A 15,449-nucleotide genomic window follows, 5' to 3' on the forward strand; every position below is an offset into this window, starting at 1 on the left:
ATTAAGTATATTATGGCAGAACAGACAAAAGTAACAACTCTGGAAAAGGTTGTCATCCGTTTTTCGGGCGATTCCGGTGACGGTATGCAGCTGACTGGAACAATCTTTTCCAATCTGTCGGCTATTTTTGGGAATGAAATCTCTACATTCCCTGATTATCCGGCAGAAGTGCGTGCTCCTCAAGGAACACTTAGTGGTGTATCAGGTTTCCAGGTTCATCTGGGATCCCGTAAAATTTTTACTCCCGGCGATAAGGCGGACGTGCTGGTCGCAATGAACCCCGCTGCGCTGAAAGTGAATGTGAAAAACCTGAAACCCAATGCGATCATTTTGATCGATACGGATTCGTTCCAGAAGAGTGACTTGGACAAGGCGCAATTCACGACAGACGATCCGTTCCGGGAACTCGGGCTTGGCGGAGTGCAGGTCGTGGCGGCTCCTATCTCGACAATGGTGAAAGACAGCCTGGCTGAATTCGGCCTGGATAACAAGTCTGCGCTCCGTTGTAAGAATATGTTCGCACTGGGGTTGGTTTGTTGGCTGTTCGAACGTCCGCTGGATGAAGCGATGCATATGTTGCAGAACAAGTTCGCCAAAAAGCCAGCTATCGCACAGGCCAATATCAAGGCGCTGACAGACGGCTACAACTACGGACACAATATCCATGCTTCAGTCTCCACTTACCGCATCGAAAGTAAGAAGGCTGCACCAGGTTTTTATACTGACGTGAACGGTAATAAGGCCACATCCTACGGGTTGATCGCTGCTGCGGAGAAGGCCGGCTTACGGTTGTTCCTCGGAAGCTACCCGATCACTCCGGCCACCGATATCCTGCATGAGTTGTCAAAGCATAAGGAGCTTGGTGTCATCACTGTTCAGGCGGAAGATGAAATTGCCGGTATCTGTACTTCCATCGGAGCCAGCTTTGCCGGTTGCTTGGCTGCGACTTCCACATCCGGTCCCGGTCTGGCGTTGAAGAGCGAAGCGATCGGTTTGGCCGTGATCGCCGAACTGCCGCTGGTTGTTATTGATGTGCAGCGTGGTGGTCCTTCTACGGGTATGCCGACCAAGAGCGAACAAACCGACTTGATGCAGGCGCTTTACGGACGTAACGGTGAAAGTCCGGCTGTCGTGATTGCTGCTTCGACTCCGACAGACTGTTTCGATGCCGCTTACTGGGCAGGAAAGTTGGCCCTCGAACATATGACTCCTGTCATCCTGTTGACGGATGCCTTCATCGCCAACGGTTCTTCCGCATGGAAGCTGCCGAACTTGGCTGAATATCCGGAAATCAAACCGAATTATGTCTCCAACTACGATGCGAGTGAAAAAGTATGGAAAGCGTATCGCCGCGACAAGGAAAGCCTGGTTCGCTATTGGGCTATTCCGGGAACCGAGGGCTTTGCCCATCGTCTGGGCGGTCTTGAAAAAGACTATGAAACAAGCGCTATCTCGACAGACCCCGTCAACCACCAGAAGATGGTTATCACCCGCCAGGCCAAGATCGACAAGATTGCCGATTATATCCCCGAACTGGAAGTGATCGGAGACCCCGATGCAGACCTGCTGATCGTCGGATGGGGCGGAACATACGGACACCTCTACGAAGCAATGGAAACTATGCAGGAGCAGGGAAAGAAGGTTGCTCTGGCTCACTTCAAGTTCATCAGTCCGCTGCCTAAGAACACGGCTGAAGTGCTGAGCAAATACAAGAAGGTGGTCGTTGCCGAACAGAACAACGGGCAGTTTGCCAACTATCTGCGTGGTAAAGTGACGGGATTCAATCCGTACCGTTTCAACCGCGTAAAGGGACAACCTTTTGTCGTAGCGAGATTAGTTGAGGAATTCACGAAAATATTGGAGGCTTAAGAGATGGCAACTGAAGAAGTAAAATTTCAACCGAAAGATTATAAGAGCGATCAGTATGTACGCTGGTGTCCGGGTTGTGGAGACCATGCCGTGTTGAACTGCTTGCACAAAGCAATGGCCGAAGTAGGAGTGGCTCCTCATAATATGGCTGTTATCTCTGGTATCGGATGTTCTTCCCGTTTACCTTATTATATGAACACATACGGTTTCCATACGATTCATGGTCGTGGTGCTGCTATCGCTACCGGCGTGAAGACGGCTCGTCCGGACTTGAGCGTCTGGTTGATTACAGGTGACGGCGACTGTCTGGCCATCGGTGGTAACCATTTTATCCATGCTGTCCGCCGCAATGTGGACCTGAATATCGTATTGTTCAACAACAAGATATACGGCCTGACGAAGGGACAGTATTCTCCGACTTCCGACCGTGGTTTCGTTTCCAAGAGCTCTCCTTACGGGACGGTCGAAGATCCGTTTATCCCGGCTGAACTGGCTTTGGGTGCCCGTGGTAATTTCTTTGCCCGTGTGATCGATGTGGATCTGAAGAATACGACCGAAGTGTTGGCTGCTTCTGCCCGCCATAAAGGTGCTTCCGTGACTGAAGTGCTGGTGAACTGTGTGATCTTTAACGACGGTATCCATAAAAAGATTGTCGATAAGGAATTTCGTGCCGACCGTACGATTTTCTTGCGCCATGGCGAAAAGATGTTGTTCGGCAAAGACAATGAAAAGGGTATCGTGTTGGAAGGCCTGAAACTTAAAGCCGTAACGATCGGTCAGGATGGTTATACGCTGGATGATGTTTTGGTACATGATGCACATGAAAAGGATAACACCCTGCACATGATGCTTGCCATGATGAGCGGGGATATGCCAGTTGCTCTCGGTGTGATCCGCGATGTGGATGCTCCGACCTACGACGAAGCCGTACACCAACAGATCGAAGAAGTCCAGGCCAAGAATCCGATCCGTAACCTGCAGGATTATCTGATGAGCGGAGAAATCTGGAAAGTAAAGTAAGGCGGTAAGCCGATCTGTGATAAGAAAAGCTGTAAACCTTGAAAAAAGATGCAAGGGTTTACAGCTTTTCTTATTTATATTTCTATCTTTGTGAAACAAAAGGGTATAGCAATGAAGACAACAGCCGAAATCATAGAAATCCTGAGAGATTACAAAGCCCGTTCCGCCGAAAAATACGGAATCGAAACATTGGGCCTTTTCGGTAGCGTGGCTCGTGGTGAACAGAATGAGAAGAGTGACATCGATGTTTTTATTAAGTTGAGAAAAACAAGTTATTACACATTGATGGATATAAAAGATGATTTAGAACAAGTTTTCAGGCAAAAAGTCGATTTAATAACCTTGCATGAAACAATGCGTGCTTTGTTTCGGCGTAAAATAGAACAGGATGCAATTTATCTTTAAGGATCAAATAACAGATAAGCTTCTTTTTGTTATACAAAGATTTGAATTGGCATTGAAACGAACTTCCGATGTTGCAGACTGCGATGATTTGCTTCGTACTCCGGAGGGTGTCGATTTATTTGATGCAACTTGCATGAGAATACAGACTATCGGTGAGGCATTGAAACAAATAGATACTGAAACAAAGGAGAAGTTGCTAGTCTATTATCCGGGAATTCCCTGACGCAAGATTTTTGCCATGCGAAATATTATTTCTCATGAATATTTGTCTGTTGACCCGGAGATTATAACCGATATCGTTAAACATAATTTATCCCCTCTGCTTGTCGTTCTTTACCGCATCCAGGATGACTTAAATGCCGGGAAACACGATGCTATTTTTGGATAAAAGTGTCTGATTTGTAAATTCTATGTTACAAAATGGTAGGGTTTGATGTTAACGGCATGGAAAAGAATAATTATTACTGAAAAATTTCCTTAATTCGATATGTACTATGAAAATTTGTATTACTTTTGTACCGCGATTAACAAGGCGAGGGAACAGCAAGTAAAAACAAAGATGATTTGCCTTGTGTTTTAACATTGAGTAGAGAGAAAAGTTATATAAAGTCAATCAATTAAATTAATTTCAAGATGGCTACATTAGATTTAAGCAAGTACGGAATTAAAGATGTGAAGGAAGTTCTTCATAATCCGTCTTACGATGTTCTGTTCGCAGAAGAAACAAAACCGGGTTTGGAAGGCTTTGAAAAAGGTCAGGTAACTGAACTGGGTGCTGTAAACGTGATGACTGGTGTTTACACAGGTCGTTCTCCTAAAGATAAATTTTTCGTAAAGAACGAAGCCAGCGAAGATTCAGTATGGTGGACTTCTGAAGAATATAAAAACGATAACAAGCCTTGTTCTGAAGAAGCTTGGGCTGATCTGAAAGCTAAAGCTGTAAAAGAATTGTCTGGCAAACGTCTGTTCGTTGTCGATACTTTCTGCGGTGCTAACGAAGCAACTCGTATGAAAGTTCGTTTCATCATGGAAGTAGCATGGCAGGCACACTTCGTAACTAACATGTTTATCCGCCCGACAGCAGAAGAGCTGGCTAACTACGGAGAACCTGATTTCGTATGTTTCAACGCTTCTAAAGCAAAAGTTGACAACTACAAAGAATTAGGCTTGAACTCTGAAACTGCTACAGTTTTCAACCTGAAGACGAAAGAACAGGTGATCTTGAACACTTGGTACGGTGGTGAAATGAAGAAGGGTATGTTCTCTATCATGAACTACATGAACCCGTTGCGTGGTATCGCTTCTATGCACTGCTCCGCTAATACGGATAAAGAAGGCAAGAGCTCTGCTATCTTCTTCGGTCTGTCTGGTACAGGTAAGACAACTTTGTCTACTGACCCGAAACGTCTGTTGATCGGTGATGACGAACACGGATGGGATAACGAAGGTGTATTCAACTATGAAGGTGGTTGCTACGCTAAGGTTATCAACCTGGATAAAGAAAGCGAACCGGATATCTACAACGCTATCAAACGTGACGCTCTTCTTGAAAACGTTACAGTTGCAGCTGACGGTACAATCGACTTCGCTGATAAGAGCGTAACAGAAAACACACGTGTTTCTTACCCGATCTATCACATCGAAAACATCGTTAAGCCGGTTTCTAAAGGCCCGCACGCAAAGCAGGTTATCTTCCTGTCTGCCGATGCATTCGGCGTATTGCCTCCGGTATCTATCCTGAACCCGGAACAGACTCAGTATTACTTCCTGTCTGGTTTTACAGCTAAATTGGCTGGTACAGAACGTGGTATCACTGAGCCGACTCCGACATTCTCTGCTTGTTTCGGTGCTGCTTTCTTGTCACTGCACCCGACAAAATACGGCGAAGAATTGGTTAAGAAAATGGAAATGACCGGTGCTAAGGCTTATTTGGTCAACACAGGTTGGAACGGTACTGGCAAACGTATCTCTATCAAGGATACAAGAGGTATCATCGATGCTATCCTGGACGGTTCTATCGACAAAGCTCCGACAAAGGTTATCCCGTACTTCGATTTCGTTGTACCGACAGAATTGCCGGGTGTTGATCCGAATATCCTGGATCCGCGCGATACTTATGCTGACGCTGCACAGTGGGACGAAAAAGCAAAAGATCTGGCTGGCCGTTTCATTAAGAACTTCGCTAAGTTCACTGGCAACGAAGCTGGTAAGAAGCTGGTTGCTGCTGGTCCGAAATTGTAATAACATACATAATGACTCTATAAAAGCGCAGGACTTCGGTTCTGCGCTTTTTTTATATATATACATTAATTTTATCATAAATGTTAGGATATTTTAAAATCTATTCCTACCTTTACCCCAAATTATCTGTTAATGTGGGATGTGAGGTATAACATGATTAGACGTTTATTACTGGTCGTTGGGATTATCGTTTCTTTGTCATCGTGTGGCGGAGATATTGCTTACCGGATAGAAGGAAAACTAACCAATCTGGAGGATCAGACCTTATATGCCGTTTTCGAAAATGAAGATATAAAGGTTGTAGATACCGTAACTTGCGGGAAGCCGGGGGAATTTTTGATCGAAAAGAAACAGGGAGATTTCCGGGAAGTGACGATTTTCTTTGCTGATAAAATGCATTGGGTTACGGCTTATCTGGAAAAGGGAGAGAAGGTGACGATCACCGGAGACGCTGATTATCCCGCTATGTTACGTGTCAAAGGAGGGCGGATCAATGACCGTCTTTCCACGATAAGAAAAGAAATGGCTCCTTTATTGAAAGAGCAGGCCGACTTGATTCGTCAACTGAATAAGAAGAACAGGGAAAACCTCAACAGCTCGATCGAGGAAGCGGATATGGCTTCGCGCCTGGCGAATGTAAACCATCTGTTGAGCGAGGAAGCTGCTGCCGCCATCAAGAAATATCCGGATGAAGAAGCTTCCGTCGTATTGATACAGCATTATTTTAACCATCCTGACGATACCCGGCAAATGGACGAATTGCTGGCTGTGCTGAATCCGAAACTGAACGACTTTTATCTGGTGCGGAAGTTGCAGGAATACAGCACGAGGGCAAAAAGGACTGCTTTAGGCGCCGAAGCACCCGGTTTCAATGTGAAGAATATTTACGGGACTCCTGTCAGTCTGGATTCTTTTCCGAAGAAATATTTACTGCTTGCGTTTACGGCTCCCTGGTGTGATATGTGCCAGACGGAAGACCTCTATCTGGATGAAGTGGCAATGAAATATCCGAAAGAAAAGGTGGATATGTTGCTGGTCAGTCTGGATGACGATCAAGCCGAAGTGCGGAAAGTCCTTGCAAAGGATAGCATCGGCTGGAACTTGGTTACCGATTCCGCCGGACAGGCAGCCATGTTGGTTGATCTGTATAACGTAAGCGCCTTGCCCCGCTGTTTCCTGATCGATGAAGAAGGGAAGATCATCTTGAAAACGGACAATGGGGTCGAGATAAAGCAGACGTTGGAAAAGCTGATGGAGTAGGAATTTATGATTTATGCAATGTTGCTATCCATAAATCATAAATCCGGCCTCATAAATCCAGACCCATAAATTTAAATCATAAATCTTTAACTATGTTAGTCAAATCTTACGCTGCCGCCGTGCAAGGCATATCGGCAACGGTCATTACGATCGAAGTAAATTGCACGAAAGGTATCCAATTCTTTTTGGTAGGATTGCCCGATGTGGCTGTCCGTGAAAGCCATGAACGCATTATCTCTGCTCTTCAGGTGAGTGGCTACAAGTTTCCCCGTAACCGCATTGTGATCAATATGGCGCCTGCCGATATCCGGAAGGAAGGTTCGTCGTATGATTTGCCGCTTGCGATCGGCATCCTGGCAGCAGCCGAAGAGCTGGATGCTTCCCGGCTAGGCCACTACATGATGATGGGAGAGCTTTCATTGGACGGCAGCTTGAAGCCGGTAAAGGGAATTCTGCCGATTGCGATCAAGGCGCGTGAAGAGGGATTCAAAGGTTTTATCGTTCCCAAGCAGAATGCCCGTGAGGCCGCTGTCGTCAATGACCTGGATGTGTATGGCGTTTCGACCATCAAAGAAGTGATCGAGTTCATTGCAGGAAGACGGGATTTGGAGCCGACGGTTGTCAATACCCGTGAGGAATTTTATGCCCGGCAACTTCAGTTTGAAGCGGATTTCTCGGATGTACGCGGACAGGAGAATGTGAAGCGTGCGTTGGAAGTAGCCGCCGCCGGAAGCCACAACCTGATCCTGATCGGTCCGCCGGGGAGTGGCAAATCGATGCTCGCCAAACGTCTCCCTTCCATCTTGCCACCTTTTACCTTGCAGGAGTCGCTCGAGACCACCAAGATACATTCGGTCGCCGGCAAGATCGGACTGGACACTTCCCTGATGACGCAACGTCCGTTCCGTTCGCCCCATCACACGATTTCGAATGTGGCGATGGTCGGTGGAGGCGCTTTCCCGCAGCCGGGAGAGATCAGCCTGGCACATAACGGAATCCTGTTCTTGGATGAGTTGCCCGAATTCAACCGGAGCGTGCTCGAGGTCATGCGCCAACCATTGGAAGACCGGACGATAACGGTCTCTCGTGCCCGCTTATCTGTTGATTATCCGGCCAACTTCATGTTGGTCGCTTCCATGAATCCTTGTCCTTGCGGATATTATAATCACCCCGATCGCCCTTGTCTCTGTTCTCCGGGTGCTGTCCAGAAATACATGAATCGTGTTTCCGGCCCTTTGCTCGACCGGATCGATATACAGGTAGAAGTCGTGCCGGTCCCTTTCGAGAAGATATCCGACGGACGCTCTTCCGAATGTAGCGAAGCGATACGCGAGCGCGTGATGAAAGCCCGCGCTATCCAGGAAAAACGCTTTGCCGCGCATGAGGGTATTTACAGCAATGCCCAGATGACCTCCAAACTGCTTCATGAATACGCCGTGCCTGATGCTGCCGGCCTGTCTTTACTGAAGGTCGCCATGCAGCGCCTCAATCTTTCCGCTCGCGCCTACGACCGCATCCTGAAAGTCTCCCGTACGATCGCCTACCTGGAAGCCTCTCCGAATATCGAGGCATGCCATCTGGCGGAAGCCATACAATACCGGAGCCTGGACCGGGAAACATGGGGGACGTAAGCCGGTTTCATTTATTTTGAAATTGAAGATCGGAAAAAGCATTAGGAGAAAATAAAATGAATGCCTCTGGTGTGAACCAATATCTTTCGCCTGCCCGGAGCGCGGCGACCGCCTGTGCGTATAGCTGTCCGTATTCGACAGAACGGTCTGGACGGATGTTCCCGTTTATCTTGATGCAGACGAAACGGCGGCTACCGGTCGAATCAGCCAGCAAGTCCCAGTTGTTGCGTTTTTTATTTAGGATAAAAGTACCGCCTCATTCGTGTTTATCCTATTATTATTTGTATCTTTACTGCCACGTTATTGACTATTCGACCTAGGGCGAAAAGCCTTTCGACTTAGGTCGAATACCTTTTCCACCTTGGGCAAAAACCTTTTCGACCTTCGTCAAAAACATACAAAGAAGGCAGGAAAGCGATAAAGTCTTATTATTCACCATTTAATCTATTACTGATATGACAGCACGTTACAGAATGGAGCGTAACCCGGATTCCGGGAAGAACGGCAATAAAATGCCTCTTCACCCAAGATTGATCCCTTATGAGACCGTCAGCATTAAAAAGTTGATGAAATATGCCAAATCCCGCTCCACCTATTCGGAGGCCGACATTGCCGGCGCCTTGCAGCTGATCACCGATTTGGTGACGGAACGCTTGCGCGAAGGTGATAACGTGGAGATCGAGGGTCTCGGTTTCTTCAGCGTCTCGCTCCAATCTCGCGCGGTGATGTCTAAAACGGAACTGAGGAGCGAATCTGTCCGTTTCAAGAATGTCAATTTCCGATGCTGCCAGCAGTTGAAGAAGGCCTTGAAGACGATGCCGCTCACGCGTATGAAAAGTTCAGGTCACTGTGCACCCGGCATGGCGGACCGGGAGGAACTTCTTTACCGCTATCTGGACGAGAACTCTTATATCACCGTCCGTTCCTACCGTTATCTTATCGGGCTGTCTGACTACAGTGCGCGCAAGGATTTGGCCGCATTGGTCGCTTCCGGCCGTCTGGTGAAGGGAGGCAGCCGTCTGTTTGCCATCTATACCCTTCCGAAAGAGGAAGACACGGGCATCCCGCAACCTTTGGTGGTCGATTCGAACTTACCTGGATGAAGGCCGGATACCGGGGGTGAAGGCAATCCGGGCGGGAGCCTTCACCTGTTGGGGCTTGTTGCAAGGTGGGTTGTACAGGGTGGGTGAAGCTGAAATGATCCAGCGGCCCAGAACTTTTGTTTTTAGCTGTTCCGGTATTCCAACGGCCCCATCCCCACATGCCGCTTGAAATATTTGCCGAAGAAAGACATATTCGTGAAATTCAGCGAATAGGCGATGTCGTGGATGGAAAGGTCGGTCGATTTCAACTGTGCCTTTGCATCCATGATCACCATAGAGGTGATGATCTCGACACAAGTCTTGTCGGTCGTCTGCTTGACAATCGTACTGAGATGCGCCGGAGTTATGCCGAGTTTCTTGGCATACCACGCAACGGAACGTTGCGTGGTATAGTTCTGCATAACCAGATGATTGAAGTTTTTGCTTATTTGTTCTGCTTTGGAGAGATTCGTTTTGCTTTTCACTTTATCTTTATACATGGCACTGACTCCCATGAATACACCCGACAATAGATGATTCAAAATATGTTTGTTTAAAGCAGGCTTGCAGGTATTATATGTTTTAAGCAGAAGCGAGAAGTAATCTTCCAGCAGTTCGACAGGTTTTTCTTTCAATTCTATGATTGGGGTATCTTTGGCCGCGTAGTGCATGTCTACTGCCATTTTGTTAAGGTTCGATTGACTGATAAAATTTGAGGAAAATCCCATGAAGTAGATTTCCAAATCTCCTTCTACCCGATATATTTGCAAAATTGTCCCCGGTTGTATGGTGATAAAGCTTCCTGGCCTGACTTTGTAGCGCGTCAAGTCGATGGATGCCTCCAGATCTCCTTGCAAGCAAAGCACGAATATTTCGGCTTTCAGCCGGCATGGATAATTGGCATAGAGGTTCAGCAAGCCGATTTCGCTTTTCGTCAACTTTCCGATTATCCAGTCTTCGGGCAGGTCTATTTTGGGGATGTCATTATCTATATGCATATTAGAATAAAAGATACGACAAAGATACGAAATCTTGTTTATATGTAAAGCTTATTATGAAAAATCGGACAGTTATGTGTTTGTGGATATATCATTTGTGAATCATAAATAGGAAATTAAAGAGGTGGCCTTAAATGCAAATCAAAAAAAACGGACAGCGAATAATATAAATTGACCTTGTAAGGCTTGAAGAATCGGGGTTACTTTGCGACCTTGAAAATGGAATGTTAAACGGAATAGAATCTGGATGGAGAAGAAACGTTTCTTGGAAGGAGATAACAAGCGCTTTTGTGTAGTAAGCCGCTTGTTGTGCTTTTTTTGTTTGTTTATTGGGATTTATGCTTGCCAAGTCGATGAAGATGGGGTAGTCAATAAAGGTACTCTTGCTTTTCGGATGAATGTGGACACGGCGTTGGTGGGTGTATCGACAAAAGCTTCTGACTTGGCGGACTTTAAGGATGTGAATAGCTATGCTGTGACGATCGCGCAGGATTCGGGTGTTGTGGCCGAATATTCCCGCTTCGACAAGATGCCAGCCGAACTTGAGTTGGGAGCCGGAGCATATACGATTCAGGTGTCAAAAGGAACAGAAACGGCAGCCGCTTTCGATGCACCTTACTTTTCCGGGAAAAAGGAATTTACGATTGTCAAGGATATGACTACACCGGTGGAGGTAACTGCCGCAATGGCGAACAGCCGGGTGACGATCGACTATTCGGATGATTTTCTGCAAACATATAAAGATTATACCTTGTCGTTGAAGACGAACAAGATGGAATTGCCTTTGGTGTATGAAAAAGGCGAATCCCGTCCGATGTATTTTCTGTCGGATGCTTCCGGCACGAAGCTGGAAATTGCGATGGAACTGGTCAATGTCTATGGAAAGACTGTCAATTATACGGCGACAACAACTATCAAGCCCAAGCAATGGGCGAAGCTGACCGTCCGTACGGATGAAAAAGGGTTGAACGGGATTGCTATCGATGTGACATTAAACGATGAAACAAAGGAAACGATCTATGTGAATATCGGAATTCCGGATTTCATGGAGAAGTTGAAGGGGGCGCCGTATATTGCGTGCGATTTGTTTAAGTGGGAAGATACGAATGTAAGTATGGAGGAACCTACAGAATATGCTAAAGATACAAAGGCGGCTAAAGTAGTGATTACTTCCGGAGGAAAGATTAATCAGGTATTGTTGACGATTAAAGATGGAAGTTCGACTTTGATTAATCAGTATGATTTGGCAAATCTGACAGAAGATCAGATTAAGGATTTGGCGGATAATTACGGCTTTAGTGCACCAGAGAAAATGAAAGGTGAAATGCAGGCAGAATTTGATTTGAAATCGGTTATTGCTTCTTTATTAGGTAAATCGGAAGACTCGTATTATGAGTTATCATTGACGGTTGTAGATGCTTTGCCAACTCCGAATAGGACTTCTAAATCGGTTAGAATAACTGTACCGGCTGCTGCTAAGCCTAAGGTTAGTTGGGGAATGTTCCCGAATAATAAAACTTTTGAACAAGGTACTTTGGAAATAAAATTGATTACTCCTCTTTCTGACGTACCTGTAGATATTGAGGCTCTTGCCGGAATAAAGGATGTAGCAATATCTATAGTTGGAATAGGGGTAGAAGAGCAGGATGTCTTCACATTAGATATTCCAGGAATTGCGATAGCAGAAAGTTCTGCAAGTAGAGTTAAGATGAAATATAGCGTAGATGATTGGTTTAATAAATTGTCGTGTGGCGATAATGGAACAGCTAAAACATATATGGTAAAATATAAAATTACTGATAAATTGGATAGAGTTGTTGAAGACTCTCGTTCGTTTACGGTTACACCTCCGGTATTTGAATGGGCGATGGCTGAAAACGCTGGTGATATTTTTGCAAAATATGCTTATTTACGAGTGAAAGCGAAGGATGCAGACAAGGTGACGTTCTATCATAATGGATCTCAATTGACTGATTTAATACCGTTAGGACAAGAGGAGAATGGTGTTGTTTCATTTGTTTGGAATAATTTGACAGCCGGACAGTCTTATTCTAATATTACTGCTAAATATGATGGAGGAAGAGAGCTTTCTGGAATTTCTTTTACAACGGAAAATGATGCACAATTACCTGATAATATAGGACAACTGGAAGAATGGAATGCAAAAGGTGTTAAGTATGAAGGTATAGGTATAGATGTGTCTGCTACTGCGGGAGTTGGAAAGTATGCTTCTTCGCCTTATCGTTCGTGGGAACGATGGGAAATTAAAGGTTGGGGAACTTTAAATAGTAAAACAACACAATATGGGGCAGAAAGAACATCCCGCTTTACAGCTTTCAGTACACCTTACACTTGGACTCGTTATGTTGCAAATTCTGGAACAATAAAAACAGAAGGAATAAACGGAGGAAATGCAGCTCAAATTCGGACGGTAGGATGGGGAGAAGGAAATAAGGCTCCAGCGATATCAAGTGGTTTTGGAGATTGTGAAAATAGCGATGCTGGGGAATTGTTTTTAGGTGATAATTTCGAGAAAGGAATATTATTCACATCAAGACCTCGTAAAATAACTTTCTATTATCGGTATATACCTAAAAATATTCAAGATTATGGAGAGGCTGTTTTTGTTGTAAAAGATTCTCAACAAAACATAATTGCAACCAAGTCGTTTAAATTTGAATCTCAAAGTAGTTGGACGCAGGAATCTATTTTATTGGAATACGGTGTAACTAAAGCAAGCAGTTTATGTATAATATTCAAATCTACAGTAAATGAAAGTTGTTTGGAAAGAAATAGTGAAAACTTTTCTCATCCAGATAGCCAAGATATGGGAAAAGGTGAATTTGTCGGTAGCCAACTATACATAGATGATGTCGAACTAATATACGATTATCAAGAATAATATGAAACACTTATTATATACATTAGCCATCCTGCTTATCGCAGCCTCCTGTTCTAACGAAGAAACGGAACAGGTGATGGGACAGGGCAAAGCCCGTCTCCGATTTCATGTTTCAACCGAATCTCCGATTGTGATAACCCGTTCTACACCAGTGCCGACGGTAAATCAATTATACGTTAAGATACAGGATGGTATCGGTGCGGTTGTGAAGCAAGACTCTTTGAAGACCTTACAACAAAATAGTCCGGTCTTTTTGGAAGCGGCGGAAGGCGGTACGGAATATAAGGTAGAAGTCTTTTCCAATGAACTGAAAGATGCCATACTGGATAAACCCTGTTTTTTTGCTTCTGAAACATACTCTTTATTACCGGAAGAGACCGTTTTGGTGGAGCTGGAATGCTGTTTGCAACAATTTCAAGTTTCTTTTAATGCAAGCGATGCATTTAAGAAGGCGTTTCGGACAGATGACAAGTTGCAAACCGGAGATACAAAATTCAAATTGACTGTTTCGGATGCAAACAAACGTCAAGTGTCTTATGCTTTGGCCGATTTGAATAAATCTGCCTATTTTGATGGAGCGAAAAACTCTTCCTTTATTAAAATCCATATCGTAGGAACTACTTTGGAAGGGTTTCCTGTCGACTATTCGGAGACGATTTCACCCAAAGACGGTCTGTTGGAAAAGAAAGACCATCTGATTATCGATCTGCAAGTATCGGAAACAAAATCAATGATGTTAAAAGCAACACCTGTTGAATGATGAAATATAGATATACATATTACGTATTGTTATGCCTGACTCTTGTCGGTTTGGCTTCCTGCGAGATGAAAGACGAACTTTTAGGAAAAGGGGAACAGGGTGGTTCCGGTGAAGTCGGCGTGCTGGATTTGAAGTTGAAAGTTGTGCCTCCTTCTTATGGGAATGGCGGCGTATCTTCCAAGTCATCAAGTACGGAACTGATTGTTCCGAAAGCGGAAGATATGATCGTGAAAGTGTTTAACGCATCAATGGAATTGCAGGATTATTTCGAGTCGTATGCCGATTATCTGAAAGAATCCCAATATGTATTGGAACAGGGCACTTATTACATCGAAGCCTATTCGGGTGATAATTATGAAGTGACATCGGAATATCCTTATTATGAGTTGTTGGATACATGTGTCATAAAAGCCAAAGAAGTGACATTGGTAGATAAGGCTTGCGAATTGCAAAGTGCTATCTTGTATTTGACTCTGTCCGAAGAGTTTTTGAATGCATGCAAGGATGATTATGCAATCACTATTACCAATGGTTCAGGAGTACTGTCTGTGGGTAAAGGAGATGCCCGGATCGTATATATCCGTCCCGGAATGAAAACGACGGTGACAATCCGTGCTACGGAAAAGATCACTGGCAAGCCGGTGATCCGGACATTCGGACTGGCCGATTCGGAGGGAAAGATTAATTCGCAGGATTTGTTTAGGATAGAGATCAAAGATTTGGAAGAAGAAATTGTACCGGATGAGCCGGAAAAACCGAATCCTGACCCTGACGATCCTGATAATCCGGAAAAACCGACAAACGGCAATTTTACCATAAAGGTAGATGTGACATTGAATGAAACTCCGATCGACATTACTGTACCGAGCGGTGGGGGAAATGGCGGCAGTACGGGAGGTGATGATAATACAGGCGGTGAGACGGATGGCGTGATCTCGATAAAAGGGGACGCGATTAATACTGACTTGGTGGTGAGTGTGCCGAACGGTATTTCCTCGTTTAGAGTAATCATTGATTCGCCATTATTACCTGAATCAGAATTGCAGGGTATCGGATTAACGTCTGATTTTGATTTGGTCAGTCCGGGTGGATATGCTGATAAGTTGAGTGGTTTAGGTTTTCCGGTTCATATTGGAGGTGAAACATCTGTATCGTTTAATATATCCCAATTTGTGCCAATGCTCCAAATATTGGGAAGCGGTACAAGTAATTTTCATTTGACCGTTACCGATTCGAAAGGAAATACAAAAACTCATACAATAACAATTACGACTTAATAGG

General features: G+C 44.9%; 14 protein-coding genes. 12 read left to right on the top strand and 2 right to left on the bottom strand.

Annotation, left to right across the window (positions count from 1 at the left end; translation table 11 throughout):
* Positions 1-12 precede the first annotated feature (12 nt).
* The 8 genes from KTG12_RS01075 (at position 13) to KTG12_RS01105 (ending at position 8,426) form a co-directional block, all read left to right on the top strand.
* Positions 13-1,869, top strand: coding sequence for a 2-oxoacid:acceptor oxidoreductase subunit alpha (locus tag KTG12_RS01075; protein ID WP_155144219.1), 1,857 nt, complete (start codon positions 13-15; stop codon positions 1,867-1,869).
* Between the two features lie 3 nt (positions 1,870-1,872).
* Entirely contained in the window at positions 1,873-2,889 is a 1,017-nt protein-coding gene (locus tag KTG12_RS01080; RefSeq protein ID WP_122115222.1) for a 2-oxoacid:ferredoxin oxidoreductase subunit beta, read from the top strand.
* 111 nt (positions 2,890-3,000) lie between these two features.
* The gene (locus KTG12_RS01085; protein ID WP_005645412.1) at positions 3,001-3,294 is read left to right on the top strand and encodes a nucleotidyltransferase family protein; all 294 of its coding nucleotides are present in this window, start codon (positions 3,001-3,003) and stop codon (positions 3,292-3,294) included.
* A 46-nt stretch (positions 3,295-3,340) separates the two neighbouring features.
* Positions 3,341-3,517, top strand: a complete 177-nt coding sequence (locus KTG12_RS21585; protein ID WP_227225979.1) for a hypothetical protein — start codon at positions 3,341-3,343, stop codon at positions 3,515-3,517.
* A gap of 6 nt (positions 3,518-3,523) precedes the next feature.
* The gene (locus tag KTG12_RS21590; protein ID WP_287553267.1) at positions 3,524-3,682 is read left to right on the top strand and encodes a HepT-like ribonuclease domain-containing protein; all 159 of its coding nucleotides are present in this window, start codon (positions 3,524-3,526) and stop codon (positions 3,680-3,682) included.
* A gap of 245 nt (positions 3,683-3,927) precedes the next feature.
* The gene (gene pckA, locus KTG12_RS01095) at positions 3,928-5,535 is read left to right on the top strand and encodes a phosphoenolpyruvate carboxykinase (ATP) (RefSeq protein WP_005645418.1); all 1,608 of its coding nucleotides are present in this window, start codon (positions 3,928-3,930) and stop codon (positions 5,533-5,535) included.
* Positions 5,536-5,688: 153 nt separating this feature from the next.
* Positions 5,689-6,795 carry a TlpA disulfide reductase family protein gene (locus KTG12_RS01100; protein WP_173022550.1) on the top strand — a complete coding sequence of 369 codons (1,107 nt, stop codon included), beginning with the start codon at positions 5,689-5,691 and terminating at the stop codon, positions 6,793-6,795.
* Between the two features lie 92 nt (positions 6,796-6,887).
* Positions 6,888-8,426 (top strand): YifB family Mg chelatase-like AAA ATPase, encoded by a 1,539-nt coding sequence (locus KTG12_RS01105; RefSeq protein WP_216945402.1) that lies wholly within the window; start codon positions 6,888-6,890, stop codon positions 8,424-8,426.
* Positions 8,427-8,433: 7 nt separating this feature from the next.
* On the opposite strand, the gene KTG12_RS01110 is transcribed toward KTG12_RS01105, so the two are convergent.
* Positions 8,434-8,670: a VapE domain-containing protein gene (locus tag KTG12_RS01110; protein WP_256304602.1), complete on the bottom strand. Its 237-nt coding sequence runs from the start codon at positions 8,668-8,670 to the stop codon at positions 8,434-8,436.
* Positions 8,671-8,881: 211 nt separating this feature from the next.
* Between KTG12_RS01110 and KTG12_RS01115 the strand changes: the two genes are divergently transcribed.
* Positions 8,882-9,529 (top strand): HU family DNA-binding protein, encoded by a 648-nt coding sequence (locus KTG12_RS01115; protein WP_005649862.1) that lies wholly within the window; start codon positions 8,882-8,884, stop codon positions 9,527-9,529.
* 122 nt (positions 9,530-9,651) lie between these two features.
* On the opposite strand, the gene KTG12_RS01120 is transcribed toward KTG12_RS01115, so the two are convergent.
* Positions 9,652-10,500 carry an AraC family transcriptional regulator gene (locus tag KTG12_RS01120; protein WP_138272633.1) on the bottom strand — a complete coding sequence of 283 codons (849 nt, stop codon included), beginning with the start codon at positions 10,498-10,500 and terminating at the stop codon, positions 9,652-9,654.
* 253 nt (positions 10,501-10,753) lie between these two features.
* On the opposite strand from KTG12_RS01120, the gene KTG12_RS01125 reads away from it, so the two are divergent.
* The 3 genes from KTG12_RS01125 to KTG12_RS01135 are packed head-to-tail and all read left to right on the top strand — an operon-like array spanning position 10,754 to position 15,445.
* Positions 10,754-13,408: a DUF4493 domain-containing protein gene (locus KTG12_RS01125; protein ID WP_138272625.1), complete on the top strand. Its 2,655-nt coding sequence runs from the start codon at positions 10,754-10,756 to the stop codon at positions 13,406-13,408.
* A gap of 1 nt (position 13,409) precedes the next feature.
* Complete coding sequence (locus KTG12_RS01130) at positions 13,410-14,168, top strand: DUF4493 domain-containing protein (RefSeq protein WP_122115217.1); 759 nt, start codon at positions 13,410-13,412, stop codon at positions 14,166-14,168.
* Entirely contained in the window at positions 14,165-15,445 is a 1,281-nt protein-coding gene (locus KTG12_RS01135) for a DUF4493 domain-containing protein (protein WP_122203907.1), read from the top strand. Before KTG12_RS01130 ends, KTG12_RS01135 begins: the two co-directional genes overlap by 4 nt.
* Positions 15,446-15,449 lie beyond the last annotated feature (4 nt).

Source organism: Parabacteroides sp. MSK.9.14 (genome assembly GCF_019041495.1).
GTDB classification, from domain to species: domain Bacteria; phylum Bacteroidota; class Bacteroidia; order Bacteroidales; family Tannerellaceae; genus Parabacteroides; species Parabacteroides merdae.